Below are 17940 nucleotides of genomic sequence, written 5' to 3'. Positions count from 1 at the left end.
GCTGTCCTTCCGGACAGCCCTTTTTTATGCTGTGATCGATCCTTTAGCGGGCAGGCTGGAGAGCCCGGTTCGCGGTATCAAGGAAGTCCTTCATCATGATGGAAACACCGCTGACCGCGTCTGTTTTCTTATCGGCCTTGACGGGAATCCGGGTGGGATCCTGGGCCCGTACCAGAGCCGCTCCGCCCACCGCCGCCTGGACGTGCCATTCGGAGCGGGCCTTTCCGAGGCGTACCATGTTGTAGCGGCCGGAATTCGACTCGACAATCTTTGAGCTCTTATTGGCGTCCCGGAAAACGCCGTTCCAGATGGCATCCACAATGGTTCCGTTCACCACGGTGATCAGGGCAGTATCCTTGGTCCCGAAGGGATCGAAATCCGGGGCGATTCCGAAGTACCATCCGTCCTTGTTATAAATGCCCTTGGGCACGGGGTTGGACGAAGCCGCTTTCCGTACCAGATCAAAGAAGGGTTTTACCGGAATAGTGACACCGCTGATGGCGGTGGTAACACCCTGGTCATTATACTGGTTAAAGTTGATATTCTGATTGCCCACCAGATACTGTTCGGCCTTCTGCGCCTGGGAAGCCCAATCGGCTGCCGCGCTGTTGGAAGCGGCGTAGCCTTTCCGGTCCTGAACACCCGGAATGATGTTTGTGCCGTTCCAGTTGGCGGAAGTAATCTTGCCGCCTTTTACCTCAAGAACAACCTGATTCCGCCATCCGTCGGAAGAAAACCGGTCATCCTGGGCAAAGAAAAAACCGTCCTGTAAAGTCTGGGCACCAGCCGCAGCGGCTGCAACAACCGCAATAACCGCAATTAATCCAAATTTTCTCATCATATACGATAAGCCTCCTGCTTTATTACAAACAAACAAAGAATATGATTTGTAACCCTTTTCTCATTAAAATATCAGAGAATACAGATATTTTGTCAATATGGGGGGAGCACCGGGTCTGACAAGCCGGAAGGCACCCGGAGATACCGGTTCGCGGGGCCCGTCAGGGAAAAACGGTGTTGGCTCCTCGTCGGCCTGCGGCCTCGAAAGCCGCTCAACACCGTTTTTCCCTGACACCCGGCGCAGCCAGTACGCCCGGGTGCCTTCCGGCTTAACCGGCTCGGTACTGCCCGGTCAAGAGGGCTGCTCCCCCTCGTTTCAGCCCCGCTCCGCGGGTCTTACACTACCCCCTCTTCGAGTCCCTGGGTATGCTTACCGGTTCAGCAGAGGTAGCGTGGGTTCTGCGGTCATGTACCCTTCCTAAAGGTATTCCTTTCCAGCTTCTCACACCACACCGGAAAAGCTCTCCCATACCCAACCCCCATCTAAGGTTGGATACCGGCATTATGTACAGAGAAAGCAGCAAAAAAGCATGGTGTTGTACTGGTAACGCGGGGTGCCTGGGCACAGGGGATATGAGCGACTTTCGAGGCCAAAGGCCGACGAGGAGCCATATCTCCTGTGCCCAGGCAGGACCCCCGAACCCGGTATCTCCATGCTTCTTTGCTGAGTAATCAGGTCTAATGCGGGGCCCCTGCCGGGTTACCCGATGGCGCTTTTTTCCGCCCGCTGGTTCACGAAATCAATGGTGTAAATGTGTTTTTCATCCGCGGGGACGGCGGCTGTTTCCGGGGTAAAGGCGATCACTTCCGCTCCGGGCATAACTGAATAAAGGGCAAACCACTCCGGGAACGCCTTTTGGATGGCCGCCGCGGAAACCCGGTTTTGCTCATCCCCCGGAAGACCGCGGAAGGTGACTTCTCCGGTAAGCTGAATTCCGTCGATACAGAAAGCCGCCTCCCGGCGGTCCTTCATCTGGCGGTATTTCCGGGAATCCGAGAATGTGAGGAATACCAGCGTTCCCTCCGAAGCCGCGGCGCTGACCGTACGCGCGCTGACTCCCTTCCCGTTCCGGGTAGCCAGGACCATATTTTTTCCCGGGCCGATCTGATCCCAGAGAACCTCAGCCGCTTCACTGAACATGATTTCCATAAATAACTCCTTCGTAATTTTGATAGTGAAGGGTATCACATATCCTTGACAGCTGTATGTCATGGATATATTTTTTAAGTATGAAAATCGACCGGCTCATAGCGATTATAATGATCCTTCTGGAGCGGGAAAAAATAAGCGCCCCGGTTCTGGCGGAAATGTTTGAAGTCAGTACCAGAACGATTTACCGGGATATTGATGCCATAAATATGGCAGGAATTCCCATTGTAAGTTATACCGGCCCCGGCGGCGGTGTGGGCATTCTGGATTCCTATAAGGTCGAAAAACGTCTGTTCAACACGGCGGACATCACTTCCCTGCTCCTGGGGCTGGGCAGTATCCGTACATCAATGGATGACAGTGAAATCGTCACAACCCTAGCAAAAATCAGGGGAATGATCCCCGAAGGGGAACAGCAGCGCATTGAGTCCGATGTGCGCCGTATAAAAATTGATCTCAGCCCATGGCATACCCGGCGGGATCTCCAGCCGGCCCTGGATACCGCCCGGTCGGCCATAGAAGAACAGCGGGTACTGTTCTTTACCTACGGGGACCGGCTGTACCAAAAAAGCCGGCGGGAAGCCGAGCCCTACCGGCTCCTGCTCAAAGGGATCGACTGGTTCGTGCAGGGTTACTGCCGTACCAGAAAGGAAGCGCGGACCTTCAAGCTGTCCCGGATGCGGGACCTGGAAATCAGCGGGGAGCGTTTTTCATACCGGGAGGGGATATGGGAGGCGCTGGACCATTCCCCCGGCGGTGACGAGCGCCGGGAACGGGTTATCCTGAGGATCGATAAACGGATCGCCGAGGAGATTGCCTCGGTATACGGGGATGAAGCGGTATATCCCGATGAATACGGCGGATACACCGCGGACATTGAACTCCCCGACAATGAGTGGGCATACGGCTACCTGCTGAGTTTCGGTGATTCCTGCGAAATCATCGAACCCCGGCACATGCGGCAGCGGCTGCAGGAACTGGTCCGCCGTATATACAACCGCTATGAATAATGGTATAATAAACGTCGAATATCCCGGACAGAATTAACCAGTAATTCTATATATTATATACAATTATTTTTTTTACCGCGGATAGGCCCCGCTGCTCTGCGCAAAAAAGGCTTTCCCGCGGGGTATAATCGTTATTATTATTTCAAAGGAGCTGTATTATGGAAAAACGCCGCTACTTTTTTACTTCCGAATCCGTTGGAGAAGGCCATCCCGATAAACTCTGCGACCAGATATCCGACGCCATTCTGGACGCCTGCCTTAAGGATGATCCCCAGAGCCGTGTCGCCTGCGAGACCTTCGCGTCAACCGCCATGGTGCTGGTGGGCGGTGAAATCACCACCAATACCTTTGTTGACTTTCAGGATATTGTCAGATCCGTAGTGCGGGATGTCGGGTATACAAATCCCGCGTACGGCCTCGACTGCGATTCCATGGCTGTTCTGGATATGATCCACAGCCAGTCACCGGATATCAGCCAGGGGGTTTCCGGAACCGGCCTGGAGGAGTACCGGGGCATGCAGGGCGCCGGCGACCAGGGTATGATGTTCGGGTTCGCCTGCAATGAAACCCCGGAACTCATGCCCATGCCCATCATTCTGGCCCATAAAATTCTCGATAAGGCAACGGTTCTCAGGAAATCAAAAATCATACCCTGGCTGCGCCCGGACGCGAAAAGCCAGGTTACCGTCGAATACGACGGCCATAAACCGGTCCGGATCGACGCGGTGGTGGTATCCCATCAGCATGACGACGGTATTTCCTATGAGGTAATCCGGGAAACCATAATCAACGAAATCATTAAACCCATACTGGAACCCACGGGACTGCTGGATAAAGACACCAAATTCTTCATCAATCCCACGGGACGGTTCGTAATCGGCGGCCCCTTCGGCGACACGGGACTGACGGGACGGAAAATCATTGTCGATACCTACGGCGGCATGGGCCGCCACGGCGGCGGCGCGTTCTCCGGCAAAGACCCGACCAAGGTCGACCGGTCCGCCGCCTACATGGCCCGCTACGTGGCAAAGAACATTGTTGCGGCGGGACTCGCGGAACGGTGCGAGCTGGAACTGGCCTACGCCATCGGCGTCCCCTTCCCTGTCTCGGTCATGGTTGACACCTTCGGGACCGCGACGGTGGATGAAGGCAGTATTTCCCGGGCGATTCCCAAGGTATTCGACCTGTCCCCCGCGGGTATCATCACGGCCCTGGATCTCCGCAGGCCCATTTACCGGAAAACGGCTTCCTACGGCCACTTCGGCAGAAGCGGATTCCCCTGGGAAGAGACCGATAAAACAGCCGCCCTCAAGGCGGCGCTGGACTGATGACGGTCCGGTGTTTTACCGATTGAACCATGGATCCCCGGCTTCTTCATGACTCCATCCGGGCCGCCGCGGAAATTACCCATTCCCGGTCAGGCGGCCCCGGCGGACAGAACGTAAATAAACTGAATACCAAGGTAACCCTGAGGGTCAGACTTGACCGCCTGGAGGGCCTTACGGAACAGGAAACGGCCCGGCTCAGGACGGTTCTCGCCTCACGGATCACCAATGAGGACGAAATCGTAATCAATTCCAGTGAGGAACGGTCCCAGCGGACCAATACGGAACGGGCTTTTTCCCGGATGGAGACCATAATAAGCTCAGCCGTACGGATTCCAAAGTACCGGAAACCCACCAAGCCGGGCAAAGCGGCCAAGGAACAGCGGCTCCAATCGAAGCGGCTCCACAGCCAAAAAAAGGCCGGCCGCCGTTTTTCCGCCGAAGATTAACCAAGAAATCCGGAGGAAATGTTTCACGTGAAACATTTCCCGGTGTACCCAGCCAATTTTGCAGACAAAACCACCGGAGGAACAATGAACGTAATCGAAGCCGCGGCCGCGAAGGAAAAACAAACCAAGAAAATAATATATTCCTTTTCGGTCCAGAACGAAACCTTTGAGGCCCATTATTTCAAAGGAAAAAATCCCAGTCTGGAATTGCTCTATAATGGCACCCCGGTTATGACCGCGGATAAACCAAACACCAGATTTACGTATGAAATACAGAAGGGCTCGACCCCGGTAAAGATTACTCTGTGGATTGAAAATGCCGCCTATTCAGTATTTATCGGAAAAGTTAACGGAATCGGTATTGAGGTTGACGGCATCCCGGTTCAGCATACGGTAACTGACCCCGGGACCCATATCAAAAACGGCCGGACAGCGTTATACGCTTTACTGTTCATTCTGGCGGTAAAGTCGCTTTTTACTTACTTCAGTACTTTCAGTGAATATTCATCCCATTTAGTGGCCGGTATTTCCAGTACGCTCTATCTCATTCCATTGTTACTGATAGCAGCCGCGGCTGTAAAATACGCGCAGTGGACGCGGTTTGCTCTTATCGCGGGAATGGTTGTTTCGATAATCGAAATGCTTGACTATATACTTGCGGTACCCGGCAGCATAGCTTCGGGAACAAACGGCATGACCATGGTAATCTGGATTGCGCTGCGGATAAGCGTATGGTGCACCCTGTATAACGCCTTCAAATGGAAGTCAAAGCAGAAAGAACATCCCGCGGCCATACCGGATGTTTCGCGGTAGCGGATAGAACAATGGAATATAACCTGAAAGGAAAGATAAGTTTAGCTGATTATATTCAATTTAATAAAACATATCAAAAAAAGACTGGCAGGGTATTCAGCTGTGTCCTGTACTCAGGATTAGTAGTTTTTTTACTGTATACTTTTTACCAGAATTATAATGTTTTAATAGCCGTGTTAAGAGAATCCCCTTTTTTTATTATCAGGACATTTATGCCCATAATCATTTTTATATTATTTTTAATAGTACTAAAAACTATAATATTACCAATAATTTATAGAAGACATTATTATGCTAATAAAAAATTGCAAGAAACTCAGAATATTAGAATAACTGAGGAATGTATTTCAATTGCCGGAGAAACTTACACAAATAATCTAACAAAATCTCAGATAAAAAATATTCTTTTTGATAAAGATTCAATCTATATTTTTGAAGGAATAAATATTGGACATATTTTAAAAAAAAGATTTCTTGAAAATGAAGATGATTTTACTCAGTTAATAAACTTTATAAAATCAAATTATAAAAATAACCTTATCTATGCCTGTACTTCACCTAAAAAACGCCGGGGAAATAAAACATGAAAAACATACTGCGTATACTATTTATTTTGATGTTTTCCGCCCAACTATTCTCATTGGGAACGCCGGATGATTTTTCACTGGACTATATTATTCTTCATAAGGAAATCCCTTATAACGGTGATATCTATTATATTGGCGTAAAAGTAAGCGGGTTTCAGGAAAAAGTATTTTTTGCAGATGTCTTTTTAAATGAATGTGAAATTGATAAATCCAACCATATTATTTCCGGTAATGAAATTTATGAGTTCTATATAAACAATAAAACCGATGCCTATGGAAAGGAAATAAATACTTATACAGATATTTCCATTGATTTTGAAAGACAAGTATTAATTATTACGTTTGATGATGGTTCTATCCAGATAGAAGATTTGGAAATTTATTGATACCGTGATAGCCCGAACGGGCCGGTCCAGGGTAAACGGTGTGCCAGGCGGGATCAGAAAATAAATTAAATTGTTTTTCTGTCGATTTTTAAGATTTTTGCTCATCTTTGAGATAGTTTTGTAAATGGACCATTCTATATTTTACAACAACAACAAGCTGAGATGGTTTCTAATACTTCCAAAGAGGATAGGCTATTATGAATGCATCCCAACTACGAATATTTTGTTTATGTTCTGTTTTCATTGTTATTCCATTTCTGAGTTGTTCAAATCCTGCAGGATCCAGCAAGGAGCCTCAGCCAGCGGTTAATTATACCCTTACCCTCAGTTACAACGGTACAGAGAAATCCATAACCGTTTCTCCTGGTTCAGTGGTAAAAGGCAGTCAGGGTTTTTCTGGTCTTAATGATAATACAGTCTGGGGCATGCAGAAAAATGGTAATTGGATTGCCCAGGTTACGGCCGATGGATTGGTCTTTGTGCCCATTCCGGTTAATACAGATGAAATACTGTTGAGCGGTAAGGACGATTTGAGCAAAATTGGCAATGATCCGGAATATCCTATGACCGGTACCTATATACTTGTTTCCGATATAGATTTGAAAGGAGAACAATGGATACCTATTGGATATAATGCTGGAGGAAGTTCAGAGGATCCCTTCAAAGGTAAATTGTATGGCAATGGACATACGATTAAGGGACTTAATTTGGGAGGAACCATATCAGACAATCTAGGAAGAGGTTTATTTGGACATACATCCGGAGCGTATATAGAAAATTTGAATATTGTATTGATTGATACTCCGATAGAAATAGAAAAGTGTTATTATTTGGGAGCCCTTGTAGGGTATTCACGAGAAAACGACACCTTTGATCGTATCTCTGTGTCAGGTAAGATGATTATTACCATTTCACCCAATCGGCATTCATTTTTAAATATTGGGGGTATAGTTGGGTATGGCAGCTCGACAGTCCTTACCAATAGTTGTTCATCGGCTGAAATGGAAGTAACCCATGAATACCCTCCAGGGGGTTCTTCGTATCTTGATATTGGCGGTTTGGCAGGAAGCTTAAGAGGAAGCATAGAAAAAAGTTTTTTCTCCGGGAATATTAAGGCTGTAAATAAGGGCTATGATGTCATCGCCGGCGGTATCTTAGGATCCGGAGAATGTGTAATTTCAGATTGTTATTCTCTTGGCAAAATATCTGCGGTTTGTGAGGCTAATTATACCTATATTTATAATGTTTATGCCGGCGGTATCGCCGGAAGGAATAATTCTTCAATTAATACTAGTTATAGTACCGGATCGATTAGCGCTGCCTTTGCGGCAAAACCTGAAGTAGCCGGGGCTGGAGGTATCGCCGGTATCAATTGGATGGATTCATCAGAAATAATAAATTGTGTCGCTCTTAACGATGAGATATCCTCTGGACATAATACGTCTTTCGCCTCCCGTATTGTAGCCATTAATACATATGATGGCCCTCTTTCCGGGAATTTGGCAAATAACGCTATGATTATAAAAAAAGCTGGTAATACTATACCGGCTACCCCTACCGGAGCCAACACTATGCACGGAGCAGATGAAACACTGAGTAATTTGAAAAATCAGTCTGCATATTCGGCTCTTTCTTGGAATTTTCCAAATACCTGGATAATGGATACCCGGATTTCAGAATATCCTATATTGCGATGGCAAGTTGAGTAAATAAAGACCCAAGGATAGTATGACGGCAAGAAACTATCCAATTTTGCGTACGCCTTTGGATGGAAGAAGATGGAACCGCTTTGGGAACCGCTTATCAGATTAAAAAAGCTGAATCGATCAATCCCATTATTGGAAGCGGTCCTGAAGAATTAACCTGCCCACACAATCGGAAAAAAGATCAATGCCGTTTAATTCATTTAAAGAATTATTTCAGGGATTTTTGAACTGGGAATGTATGAGTAAAAAGAAATTTCTGCCGGCGGGTATAGCCGCAATTGTATTGCTGACTTCATGTTTTTCCGTGCCCAAAGAAGGCGCGTATAATAATTACACCTATGACGGGGTAATAGAAAAAAACGGACTCCCGGACTATGACACCATATATACCGTTACCGATGACCTTGATCAGTATTCAGAAATAGAACCCCATTTTGCGTTATATTTCAGCGAAGCGGAATTACGGGTCGGAGCAGCGGTACGAAGGTTAGTGTGGGAAAAATTCAGCAAGAGATTGATTATCTGGCTAAAAGAAGAAAACGGCGTCTGGATAGTTTTTGATTCACTGGAATACAACAGCACGTTTATTAAATTCTAGGCGCGTTTACGATTTTTCACTTCATGGGATATAATATTGACATAAGGAGTGCGGCGATGAAAAAGCTACTGCTTTTTTGCGTTCTGTATCTTGGGGCTTTTTCTGTTTATGCGCAATCCCTGACCGGCCCTTACAATGGCGGGAACGGTACAATACTGGAAACAAAAACCATAAACGGCAAAAATTGGGTAATTACGAAACATGAAACCCCGGATAACGAGATTGGGTGGGAAAGTTTTACCGCTTATGAAAATCTCGGAGAAACAGGCGGCAAAGCGCTCTTTGTCTTAAGCTATCCTATGCGTGTTTCTACGGAAGCGATCGCGTATTGCGAACAGAGAACCGATGATTTTGAACTGTGGATAAAAATCCGGGATGATCAAAACAGAACCGGCTGGATAGAAACCAGCGGATATTATAATCCTTACAGTAACGGGGTGTGGTCAATTCTGGAAACAATAACCCTGGACGGAAAGAAACTGACGGCGAGAAAACTGGAACAGGGATTAAGTTCGACGACCCGGTTAAACGCGCGGGATAACCCCGGGTTATCCGGGAAAGTGCTCTTTCAGCTGAACCCCTGGGAGAATGTTACCACCACTGCCATAATCGAAGAGGAAGCCGCCATTGACGGCATAACCGATCATTGGATAAAAATAAAAGACAGCCAGGGCAGAACCGGCTGGATATTCGGCGGGTATACGACGGTTGAACGGGGCGGGGCAAAGTACCGGACTCCTCAGGATGTTATCGAAATGTATTTATCCCCGCCGTAAAATAACCGCCTCATTTGGCTAAGCAAACGCACGAGACGATTAATCCGGAGGGATCCGCCGATATGCCCCAAGAAAACAAAATGAACTGGTATGAGGCGACCGCTAAATACTACGATTATCTGAATCCCATCAACCCGGAAAGAATAGGCTTTTACAAAAACTTCTTGAAAAAGAATTACGATGTCCTGGAGCTTGGATGCGGAACCGGGCAAATATCATTAGAGCTGGCAAGATTCTCAAGAAAAACCCGGTTTGATTGTGTGGATATATCGGATCAGATGCTGGATGAATTCAGAAAAAAGATTGCCTATCTGAGCGGCGCGGTGACGTATACAAAGAGCATCAATATAATTAAGTCTCCAATGGAAGAATTTCAATCCGATAAAAAATACGATTTAATTTTGTACCCGGGCCAGTCAATTCAATGCCTTCCCAGAAGTTCCATAAAAGATCAGCTCAGAAGAACCTTAGAGTACAGCCATGACGGAACGGTAATAATCATCACCCTTTTTGACTCAAAGAAAAGGCTGTCAACCACGCCTGAAACCCTGAATGGAATCGCCTTTTATAATTCCGCCGTCAGCTACATTGAGTCGCTGTATAAACACGTTCCCGTCAAAGACAGGATGGTTATCGGATTTAATGAATTCCTCAGTGACAATGGGGAAGTTACTAAGTACCGGCTGAAGCTGCGTGATATAAATTGGATGAACGGCTTTGTGGAAGAGACAGCGGCGGACGATTTTACGATAGGCTCCGTCGATTACGGCTTCGCTTGTACGCTGCACCATGATCTGCCGCTGGGACAAACGGGCTTTTATTCATCCATGCGGAAGGACGCGTGCGGCCGTAATTCCATGGATTTTATCTGCGTATATACGGTAAAGAACAATGTTCCGAAGGGTATAGGTTTCCGCTGACAGATCACAGTTTCCCAAGGGAAACCCAAAAACCCCGGAAAAAACGGGATGCGGTGATATAATCACGGTACACGGATTTCAATTTTTTAGCATGGAAGAGGTTAATATGAAGAATTTGAAATTACTGAAAACCATTCTGGCGGTGTTCATTCTTTCCGCGTGTTCTTCCTATTCGCCGAAAACAGCGCTCTATGAAGAGGCCGATTACGCTTCAATGTACGCGGCCAATGTGGTGTTTGACACAATTGACGGGGAGGAAGAATTCAATACGGAAGGTTTTGACCACATTGAAGATAACCCCTTCCTTCTCGTGAAGAATAATCCGCTGTCGACGTTTTCAATTGATGTCGATACCGCCGGGTACGCTATTGCGCGGCGGTACATATCGAATGGCTCAATGCCTCCGAAATCGGCCATCCGGATAGAAGAACTGGTAAACTATTTTGACTACGATTACCCGCCGCCTGACAGCGGTGCTCCCTTTGCGGTCTATACCGAAACAGCGGAATGCCCCTGGAATACGGATCATCTCTTAACCAGGATCGCCGTTAAAGGAAAAGAATTCCCCGCCGGGCAGCGTCCGAAGGTAAACCTGGTTTTCCTGCTGGATGTATCGGGCTCCATGGATGAACCCAATAAGCTGCCCCTGGTTAAATCGGCGATGGAAGCCCTTCTCAATGAGCTGAAAGGAACGGACCGGGTCGCGATCTGCGTGTATGCCGGCGCGGCGGGGGTGGTGCTTCCGCCCACAAGCTGTGACAATAAGGAACGCATACTGGCGTCTTTCAGTAAACTCTCCGCGGGAGGTTCCACCGCGGGAGGCGCGGGAATACAGCTTGCCTATAAACTCGCCGAGGAAAATTTCGATCCCAGCGGCGTTAACAGGGTAATTCTGTGCACCGACGGAGATTTTAATGTCGGCATTTCAAACCGCAGCGACCTTACCGATCTTATCGAGGAAAAAGCCAAAACCGGCGTTTCGTTAACGGTACTCGGTTTCGGTATGTATAATTATAAAGACGGAATGCTCAAACAGTTAGCGTCGAAAGGAAACGGAAATTACGGGTATATCGATACCATGGAAGAAGCCGAGAAGATGCTCGTAAAACAGCTGGACGGAACACTTATCACCATAGCCAGCGACGTAAAAATTCAGGTTGAATTCAATCCGTCGCTTGTCGGCGCCTACCGGCTGATCGGCTACGAGAACAGGGTAATGCGGTCGGAGGAATTTAATGACGACACGGTGGACGCGGGCGATATAGGCGCCGGCCACAGGGTCACCGCGTTTTATGAACTGATCCCTCCCGGCCGGGAAGCGGATAGTCTGCCACAGGTTGATCCCCTTAAATATTCAGTACCGAATGCTAAACAACCCGCAAACCAGTATTGGGATGAGCTTTTAACGGTAAAGATGCGGTATAAAAATCCCAATGAGACGGTAAGCGAATTTATCAGTTTTCCGGTAAAAACGGATTCCATAGCTGCAGAAAACACAGCGTCCGATGATTTTACTTTCGCGGCCTCGGTCGCCGCCTTTGGTATGCTGTTACGGGACAGTCCGTATAAAGGAACCGCAACGTACAGTCTGGTCAGGGATATGGCCCGGCAGTCCAAAGGCGACGATGCCGACGGGTACCGCGGCGGTTTTTTAACACTGCTTGATGAAGCGGAATCCATACAGACAAAGACGAAAAAATAACCGCTTATGTTTGGGGAAGATGACTTTCCCCGGGACAAAGTTAACGCTGCCGGCATTGCGGACTCATTCACCGGCTGCGTTAGCTTTGTCCCGAAAATTGGCGGCATTGGAAGCTGTCCGTTTTGGGCAGATACTCATTTCACATTGGTATCGTCAACTTACTCGCACGGTTTCGATTTCTTTAACGTTAAAGAATTTAATATATCATTTCCCAGGGAAAAATCTAAAAAAGCCGGAAAAAAAGGAATACGGTGGTATAATCACGGTACAAGGATATCAATCTTTTTCACCTAAAGGAGGCTACAATGAAGAAGTGGAAATTGGCGCTGGTTGGAATCGCGTGTTTAGTGTCGTTAACCGTGCTTTTGGGATGTGATAATGGTTCAACGTCTTCCAGTAAAGTCACAACGAGCTCATTGCGGGGAACGTGGGCAAAGGAGGGTACTTCATCAACTAAACTTATATTTGCTGAAACAACGTACAGTTATGAATATTCGGGTGCGGTTCAATATACCAGGGATTATTCATTAAATGGAGATATTATAAGCTTTAATTGGTCTCCATCAATTACGGCTACGGCTACAGTTAAATTATCAGGTGATAAAAAAACTCTGACCATTTCTGATTTTTCTTATCCCAATTCCAATACATCGGGGTTTAATGGTACGTGGATAAAAGAATAACCATCCGCGTTTTTTGTATACCATTGATATAACGGTGGAAATCAATTCTTTGGAGATGATTATGCGAAAAATAATAAAGACCGGTTTGATACTGCTGCTGGCTCTTTTTATTGGAAGCTGCGACTCAGGCAGCGGCTCAGGTGGCGGTCCGATGAGAATTAAAACACAGACTGAACCATCAACATCGCGGCAGTGGGTCTATTACTACAACGACAATGGCTCTCTATCAAGAACTGAAACATTAGATACTTCCTCAGGCGAACTTACTAGTGTGAATGTCTATACCAACAATGCGCGGGGTCAGCGCATTAAAGAAGAATATTATAATGAGTTCAATTCTAAAATAGGCGAAGCACAGTATGAATATGACAGCGATAATGTTTTAACAAGATTAAATGAGGTAAGTATTTCAGATGGGACGTTATTGGCATATACACATTATTTTTTTGATGACGGAAGAAAAATCCGACAGGAAAGATATAATGCTCCTGACATATTACGATCTGCTTATGATTTCCAATACGACCGCTCAGGGAAACGGACCACCACGACAGATTCGGACGGAAACATAAGAACAACCCGGGAATATGATGGAAACGGTAGGTTGAATAAGATTATTAATAGTTCAGACGGGAGTGAAAGGCAGTTTGTTTGGGAAAATGGCCGGGCAAGTTTTAACCACGACGACTATTACGCCTTTTAACTTTATCCGGGTAGACGGATAAAAGATCTATAGCTTATCATTTTAAAATCAGTACTTTTCCATAATTCCCGTCCGGAACAAATTGGTCCGGGCGGGAAAGCTTTTTAAGAGAAATAAATGAGTATACCTGTTTATCATAGAGGCGGCGGCAGATCACTGGGGTATCCGCCGAATAGCCTGCTGACCATACAATGGGCCGTCGGTTACGGGGCACAGGCCATCGAATACGATGTCGCCTATTGCGAAGACCGAAGAATCGTGCTTATCGAGCCCCGGTTACTAAAAGAGCATAACCTCGATATTGATAATCTGTCATGGCCGGAGCTGGAAAAAATCAATACCGGAAATGAGAAATACGGGCCTTGCCGCGCGGCGTCTTTTAAAGAAATTCAGGAAATAATCCCTGGCCATATTTTCCAGCAGATCCATATAAAAGGAAACAACAAAGAAACGGTTCATACGCTCCCGGAAAAGCTCAGCGCCCTTAAAAATTATATTCTGACTTCTTTTGATTTGGAGATGATCCGGGAAATCAAAGAACACAACAGCGGTATACCCGTTGGATGGATCGTAAAGCCGGAGCAGGAAGACGGCAGTGAAGGAACGGCCGATTTAACGGCGTTGGTTTCTGCGAATCCGGACGCGCTGCCGAATTATTCCGAAGATGAAATTGACGGCATATTGGAAAAAGCGGCTTCCCGCAATGTCACGGCAATACTATTATGCGGACCAAGGATTAAGGCGAAAGAAATAATCGAAAAAGTAAAAGCCACCGGGTTTATCTGCGGCGCCTGGGGGACAGGGCAGAATCTCGGAACGGCAAAAAGATTAATGTCGTACGGTATTGATACGTTCACCATTGATAACCCCGAAGAGCTGGACAGTGGCTAGCGGTATATCCCGCGGAGGCGTACCAATATGGCTGTCCGGTAATAATAAACAGACTCGAATAGCAGGCAGGGCTTGATGGAAAAATGCGTATTTTCAACAAACAGTGAAACCCGCGCGCTGCAGTTTGCGGAAATATTACAGAGACATACCATTCCGTATTTTATAAAAAATCTGGATGTTCAAAACTTATTCGGCGGGTCAAAATTATATACCGGCGATGATTTAATAGTCGGACCGATCCGCGTATATGTCAGGGATGAAGACGAACGCATCGCGCTTAATTTAAAGAAAACATTTCCGATAGAAAATAATAATACCGGGACCATTGAGAACAGTGATATTGCGTACAGAAAATATATACTCCAGCGATCATTATTCATGACATTCTTGACGTTATTCATAACACCCATATTTTTTAATCTGAAGTATTTACATATCTTTTGGAAAAATAAGCTGCCTGCGGGAATAATACTGACCGCAATTAATAGTCTGTATTTGCTGTTTACCATTGTCATGTCAATACATAGTTTTGAATATTTTACGTCCATTTGGAAAGCTAACTTTATATTACTGCCGCTGTTATGTATTATTAAAGGATACGCGCTGAAGAAGAAGACAAAATATTATCAATTACTGATAATACCGGTGATACTAGTATTCGCGAGCTATAAAATCGCGTTCGAGTTATTTGGCATAATACTTTTTTAATATGATTAAACCGGCAAAACGTGTGCGGCCTCGACCCGGCATCTGAAAAATCAGGAGAAATAATGAAGGAAAGATTTTCTATCCCCGCGGCGGGCGGAATTATTGTTACGGAAAAAAACGGGGAAGAATATATCCTGATCCAGGATAGGGTGAAGAATGATTTTGAGGCTGAAAAGGGCCTGATAGAAATACCCGCCGGCAAAGTACGGGAATACGAAAATATCTATGATTGTCTGCGCAGAGAAATATTTGAGGAGACGGGATTAACTGTTGCAAAAATTGACGGAGAAGCCCAATCCGCGGTTATAGAAAAAAACGGATACAAAGTATTAAGCTATGAAACATACAGCAACGCTCAGAATCTGGAAGGGTATTATCCGGTAATTGTCCAGATATTTTTGTGTACCGTACAGAACGGCTGGTCCGTACAAAAAGAAAGCGATGAGTCAAAAAACATACGGTGGATAAAAAAGCGGGAATTGAAAAAACTCCTGGAAAACAAAGAAATGTTTTATCCAATGCATATCGGAACCCTGGAAAAATACTGCGGCACCGGGGACCATAAAAAGGAAATTCGCAGTGGCAAATAAAACGGGGACCTGTGTAATGCTTTTTTCTCTGACTGTATTGTGCCTGACAGTATCCGGCTGTTTTTCTGTCCCATGCAGAAAGTCACTGGAAATTCTGAATGGCCCAAGTAACGCCGTACTGCTGGTGACGGACAGAGAAAACATTACTCATGACTTTGAATTAAAAGCCGGCTGGCAGTATTATTGGACAGACGCGGTAATAGGGGATTTTGAGAAGATATATTTCAGGAATGATACCATTGAAGCGGAAATAACGGTAAATGAATATGACCATTGGTTTCCGTCAAAGCATGATGTGGAAATCAAAATACTTGAGGATGATCTGGAAGTAAAAAACGGCGGCTTAAAAATAGATTATTCGATAAACAGCGCGGAAATAAAAAACGCGGCCGCGTACGACAGTTGGCTGGACAGCCAGAAGAAATTACTTGATGAAATCGGCAGTACGCTAATTATACTTGATACCAAAAAAGCCGTTGAAGATGCATGCGTCAGGTTTGCCAATGATAAAACCGATGGAGGAATAGTATACGTCGCTTTTTCCGATAATACCGCTGTCTTCAGCGATGGCTGGATCCCCGACGGTAATTGGAACCCAACGGAACGGTATTGGTATATACTGGCCATGGACGCGGATGGGGCGGCGGTCGCAACGGAATACTATGAGGATTACTTTTCGGGGAGAATGTTCGTAACCATTGCCAAGCATATAGGCAAAATCAACGGATTAAACGCCGTACTGGGTGTTGATCTGGCCATACCCAACGAATTCTTTACTAACGCGGAAAAATACGCGGCCGCCGGAGAATCATCCGGCAATACCCATAACCGGGAATCCTCCCGCAAAAATGAAAACACGGCGCGGATGGTTTTCCCGGTTGAGTACTACCGGAATGAGATTGAAAAATACCAGAGTGACTTTTACGGATTTGAAAATACTTCCATGAAGATCACCGACCTCATGAATATATCCGCAATCGCGGCGGCGGACAATGTAATCCCGGATTTGCTGACATTTCTCGTATGCTGGAATAATCAGAAAGGCCAAATTTTTTATTTGTATACCTTTGATGAAAATCAAAAAATCACCGGCAGTTTTTTCTGCGGGCAAATCGCGCTGCTTTTACATCACAAGCAGGCGTTAATGGAAAAAATAGGCGGAACCATCCTTGGAAACGAAGCAATCTCAATGGGTGATTTTAATCATGATGGGATTAATGAAATAGCGTTATTCTCACAGAATCAGAATGTTGGCTATGTTTTTTGTGTTTACGGATTTAATACCCCGGCAAATATTTTTGAAGAACTGTGCGCGGTTCCCGTGTTCATCAATTTTGAATCAATATTTCCGCCCGCGGAATATACCGGAAACGGATTTACCATACTGGAAATTATTGATGATGAGTATCTGGAACTGGCCTGGAATACCTATGTATGGGATCCCGATACAAAAAAATACAAAACCGTGAATCAGCAGAATACTGACCAGTAAGGCTTACCTAACGCCGCGGGACCCGGCAGCCTGGTATACCGGCCGCCGGGTTCAGGGGTTTTTTCTTTTATAATCCGCTGAATAGATTTGTAAAAGCCTTCTTCTTTTAAGATTATTTCCGGCCCTTTCGAAAAAGAATAATTCCACCGCGCGCCATATCAGCACCCAGCTCATTATTACAAACAGTTCATTAAGGGCCGCTCTGTCCCTAAAATACGGTACTATAGTGTATATTGAAAATACAGCCAATCCAAAAAAAGTTAATATACCCGCGGTCCTCTTTTTCCGCTTATTCTCTTTCAGGAGGTTATCGATTTCCCGCCTTAATTTTTTATTGATTAACTGTTTTAAAATTTCTGTTTTCTGCGGGGGCATTTCTATCTCTATACTTAAATTGTTAATGATTGGGATGTACTCTATTTCACGTTTCAAGTATTCGATTATTTCATTATTGATTCTTAAATTTTCATCAGCCGCCGTACCGCTGATACTGAGAAATCCTTTCGGTGAGATTGAAAAAGGATCAAATATTTGGGTTTCGTCCGCCAGATTGAGTTTTATAGTATTTGTATAGCGTTTCCTTTGAATTGTATTTCCTGCCATAATTTGAA

20 protein-coding genes are annotated in these 17940 nt (G+C 45.8%); 17 read left to right on the top strand and 3 right to left on the bottom strand.

The annotated features are described in order from the left end of the window. Positions 1 to 43: 43 nt before the first annotated feature. Together JFL75_RS14285 and JFL75_RS14280 are read right to left on the bottom strand one after the other, a co-directional pair. A complete protein-coding gene (locus JFL75_RS14285; RefSeq protein ID WP_215627351.1) occupies positions 44 to 841 on the bottom strand; it encodes a hypothetical protein in 798 nt (265 codons plus the stop codon). Positions 842 to 1540: 699 nt separating this feature from the next. Continuing rightward, positions 1541 to 1990 carry a pyridoxamine 5'-phosphate oxidase family protein gene (locus JFL75_RS14280; RefSeq protein ID WP_215627350.1) on the bottom strand — a complete coding sequence of 150 codons (450 nt, stop codon included), beginning with the start codon at positions 1988 to 1990 and terminating at the stop codon, positions 1541 to 1543. A gap of 80 nt (positions 1991 to 2070) precedes the next feature. On the opposite strand from JFL75_RS14280, the gene JFL75_RS14275 reads away from it, so the two are divergent. The 17 genes from JFL75_RS14275 to JFL75_RS14195 all read left to right on the top strand — a co-directional run bounded on the left by JFL75_RS14275 (position 2071) and on the right by JFL75_RS14195 (position 17329). Next, a complete protein-coding gene (locus JFL75_RS14275; RefSeq protein WP_215627349.1) occupies positions 2071 to 3000 on the top strand; it encodes a helix-turn-helix transcriptional regulator in 930 nt (309 codons plus the stop codon). Between the two features lie 158 nt (positions 3001 to 3158). After that, positions 3159 to 4328 carry a methionine adenosyltransferase gene (metK, locus tag JFL75_RS14270; protein ID WP_215627348.1) on the top strand — a complete coding sequence of 390 codons (1170 nt, stop codon included), beginning with the start codon at positions 3159 to 3161 and terminating at the stop codon, positions 4326 to 4328. Between the two features lie 29 nt (positions 4329 to 4357). Continuing rightward, entirely contained in the window at positions 4358 to 4774 is a 417-nt protein-coding gene (gene arfB, locus JFL75_RS14265) for an alternative ribosome rescue aminoacyl-tRNA hydrolase ArfB (RefSeq protein WP_215627347.1), read from the top strand. An 84-nt stretch (positions 4775 to 4858) separates the two neighbouring features. Beyond that, complete coding sequence (locus JFL75_RS14260) at positions 4859 to 5587, top strand: hypothetical protein (RefSeq protein ID WP_215627346.1); 729 nt, start codon at positions 4859 to 4861, stop codon at positions 5585 to 5587. An 11-nt stretch (positions 5588 to 5598) separates the two neighbouring features. Continuing rightward, entirely contained in the window at positions 5599 to 6174 is a 576-nt protein-coding gene (locus JFL75_RS14255; RefSeq protein ID WP_215627345.1) for a YcxB family protein, read from the top strand. Continuing rightward, positions 6171 to 6560: a hypothetical protein gene (locus JFL75_RS14250; RefSeq protein ID WP_215627344.1), complete on the top strand. Its 390-nt coding sequence runs from the start codon at positions 6171 to 6173 to the stop codon at positions 6558 to 6560. Before JFL75_RS14255 ends, JFL75_RS14250 begins: the two co-directional genes overlap by 4 nt. A gap of 197 nt (positions 6561 to 6757) precedes the next feature. Then, entirely contained in the window at positions 6758 to 8269 is a 1512-nt protein-coding gene (locus tag JFL75_RS14245; RefSeq protein WP_215627343.1) for a M26 family metallopeptidase, read from the top strand. 59 nt (positions 8270 to 8328) lie between these two features. Further along, positions 8329 to 8493 carry a hypothetical protein gene (locus JFL75_RS14240; RefSeq protein WP_215627342.1) on the top strand — a complete coding sequence of 55 codons (165 nt, stop codon included), beginning with the start codon at positions 8329 to 8331 and terminating at the stop codon, positions 8491 to 8493. Positions 8494 to 8504: 11 nt separating this feature from the next. Further along, positions 8505 to 8864, top strand: coding sequence for a hypothetical protein (locus tag JFL75_RS14235; RefSeq protein WP_215627341.1), 360 nt, complete (start codon positions 8505 to 8507; stop codon positions 8862 to 8864). 56 nt (positions 8865 to 8920) lie between these two features. Next, positions 8921 to 9640, top strand: coding sequence for an SH3 domain-containing protein (locus JFL75_RS14230; protein ID WP_215627340.1), 720 nt, complete (start codon positions 8921 to 8923; stop codon positions 9638 to 9640). A 62-nt stretch (positions 9641 to 9702) separates the two neighbouring features. Then, positions 9703 to 10560 (top strand): class I SAM-dependent methyltransferase, encoded by an 858-nt coding sequence (locus tag JFL75_RS14225; RefSeq protein ID WP_215627339.1) that lies wholly within the window; start codon positions 9703 to 9705, stop codon positions 10558 to 10560. A 106-nt stretch (positions 10561 to 10666) separates the two neighbouring features. Next, positions 10667 to 12262: a vWA domain-containing protein gene (locus JFL75_RS14220; protein WP_215627338.1), complete on the top strand. Its 1596-nt coding sequence runs from the start codon at positions 10667 to 10669 to the stop codon at positions 12260 to 12262. 305 nt (positions 12263 to 12567) lie between these two features. Beyond that, complete coding sequence (locus JFL75_RS14215) at positions 12568 to 12945, top strand: hypothetical protein (RefSeq protein ID WP_215627337.1); 378 nt, start codon at positions 12568 to 12570, stop codon at positions 12943 to 12945. A 61-nt stretch (positions 12946 to 13006) separates the two neighbouring features. Continuing rightward, positions 13007 to 13648 carry a hypothetical protein gene (locus JFL75_RS14210; protein WP_215627336.1) on the top strand — a complete coding sequence of 214 codons (642 nt, stop codon included), beginning with the start codon at positions 13007 to 13009 and terminating at the stop codon, positions 13646 to 13648. Positions 13649 to 13765: 117 nt separating this feature from the next. After that, on the top strand, positions 13766 to 14539 hold the full coding sequence (locus JFL75_RS14205; RefSeq protein WP_215627335.1) for a glycerophosphodiester phosphodiesterase: 774 nt from the start codon (positions 13766 to 13768) through the stop codon (positions 14537 to 14539). 770 nt (positions 14540 to 15309) lie between these two features. After that, positions 15310 to 15837 carry an NUDIX hydrolase gene (locus tag JFL75_RS14200; RefSeq protein ID WP_215627334.1) on the top strand — a complete coding sequence of 176 codons (528 nt, stop codon included), beginning with the start codon at positions 15310 to 15312 and terminating at the stop codon, positions 15835 to 15837. A gap of 124 nt (positions 15838 to 15961) precedes the next feature. Continuing rightward, positions 15962 to 17329 carry a hypothetical protein gene (locus JFL75_RS14195; RefSeq protein WP_215627333.1) on the top strand — a complete coding sequence of 456 codons (1368 nt, stop codon included), beginning with the start codon at positions 15962 to 15964 and terminating at the stop codon, positions 17327 to 17329. 51 nt (positions 17330 to 17380) lie between these two features. On the opposite strand, the gene JFL75_RS14190 is transcribed toward JFL75_RS14195, so the two are convergent. Continuing rightward, positions 17381 to 17932 carry a hypothetical protein gene (locus JFL75_RS14190; protein WP_215627332.1) on the bottom strand — a complete coding sequence of 184 codons (552 nt, stop codon included), beginning with the start codon at positions 17930 to 17932 and terminating at the stop codon, positions 17381 to 17383. Positions 17933 to 17940: the final 8 nt, after the last annotated feature.

Origin of the sequence: Breznakiella homolactica (assembly GCF_016616095.2) — a bacterium.
Classification (GTDB): Bacteria; Spirochaetota; Spirochaetia; order Treponematales; family Breznakiellaceae; genus Breznakiella; species Breznakiella homolactica.
This window is presented reverse-complemented; position numbering and strand designations above follow the sequence as displayed.

What these genes read in the sequence shown, in the direction of transcription:
- JFL75_RS14285 (WP_215627351.1), bottom strand. Translation starts at nt 841, where the DNA reads ATGATGAGAAAATTTGGATTAATTGCGGTTATTGCGGTTGTTGCAGCC.
- JFL75_RS14280 (WP_215627350.1), bottom strand. Translation starts at nt 1,990, where the DNA reads ATGGAAATCATGTTCAGTGAAGCGGCTGAGGTTCTCTGGGATCAGATC.
- JFL75_RS14275 (WP_215627349.1), top strand. Translation starts at nt 2,071, where the DNA reads ATGAAAATCGACCGGCTCATAGCGATTATAATGATCCTTCTGGAGCGG.
- metK (WP_215627348.1), top strand. Translation starts at nt 3,159, where the DNA reads ATGGAAAAACGCCGCTACTTTTTTACTTCCGAATCCGTTGGAGAAGGC.
- arfB (WP_215627347.1), top strand. Translation starts at nt 4,358, where the DNA reads ATGGATCCCCGGCTTCTTCATGACTCCATCCGGGCCGCCGCGGAAATT.
- JFL75_RS14260 (WP_215627346.1), top strand. Translation starts at nt 4,859, where the DNA reads ATGAACGTAATCGAAGCCGCGGCCGCGAAGGAAAAACAAACCAAGAAA.
- JFL75_RS14255 (WP_215627345.1), top strand. Translation starts at nt 5,599, where the DNA reads ATGGAATATAACCTGAAAGGAAAGATAAGTTTAGCTGATTATATTCAA.
- JFL75_RS14250 (WP_215627344.1), top strand. Translation starts at nt 6,171, where the DNA reads ATGAAAAACATACTGCGTATACTATTTATTTTGATGTTTTCCGCCCAA.
- JFL75_RS14245 (WP_215627343.1), top strand. Translation starts at nt 6,758, where the DNA reads ATGAATGCATCCCAACTACGAATATTTTGTTTATGTTCTGTTTTCATT.
- JFL75_RS14240 (WP_215627342.1), top strand. Translation starts at nt 8,329, where the DNA reads ATGGAAGAAGATGGAACCGCTTTGGGAACCGCTTATCAGATTAAAAAA.
- JFL75_RS14235 (WP_215627341.1), top strand. Translation starts at nt 8,505, where the DNA reads ATGAGTAAAAAGAAATTTCTGCCGGCGGGTATAGCCGCAATTGTATTG.
- JFL75_RS14230 (WP_215627340.1), top strand. Translation starts at nt 8,921, where the DNA reads ATGAAAAAGCTACTGCTTTTTTGCGTTCTGTATCTTGGGGCTTTTTCT.
- JFL75_RS14225 (WP_215627339.1), top strand. Translation starts at nt 9,703, where the DNA reads ATGCCCCAAGAAAACAAAATGAACTGGTATGAGGCGACCGCTAAATAC.
- JFL75_RS14220 (WP_215627338.1), top strand. Translation starts at nt 10,667, where the DNA reads ATGAAGAATTTGAAATTACTGAAAACCATTCTGGCGGTGTTCATTCTT.
- JFL75_RS14215 (WP_215627337.1), top strand. Translation starts at nt 12,568, where the DNA reads ATGAAGAAGTGGAAATTGGCGCTGGTTGGAATCGCGTGTTTAGTGTCG.
- JFL75_RS14210 (WP_215627336.1), top strand. Translation starts at nt 13,007, where the DNA reads ATGCGAAAAATAATAAAGACCGGTTTGATACTGCTGCTGGCTCTTTTT.
- JFL75_RS14205 (WP_215627335.1), top strand. Translation starts at nt 13,766, where the DNA reads ATGAGTATACCTGTTTATCATAGAGGCGGCGGCAGATCACTGGGGTAT.
- JFL75_RS14200 (WP_215627334.1), top strand. Translation starts at nt 15,310, where the DNA reads ATGAAGGAAAGATTTTCTATCCCCGCGGCGGGCGGAATTATTGTTACG.
- JFL75_RS14190 (WP_215627332.1), bottom strand. Translation starts at nt 17,932, where the DNA reads ATGGCAGGAAATACAATTCAAAGGAAACGCTATACAAATACTATAAAA.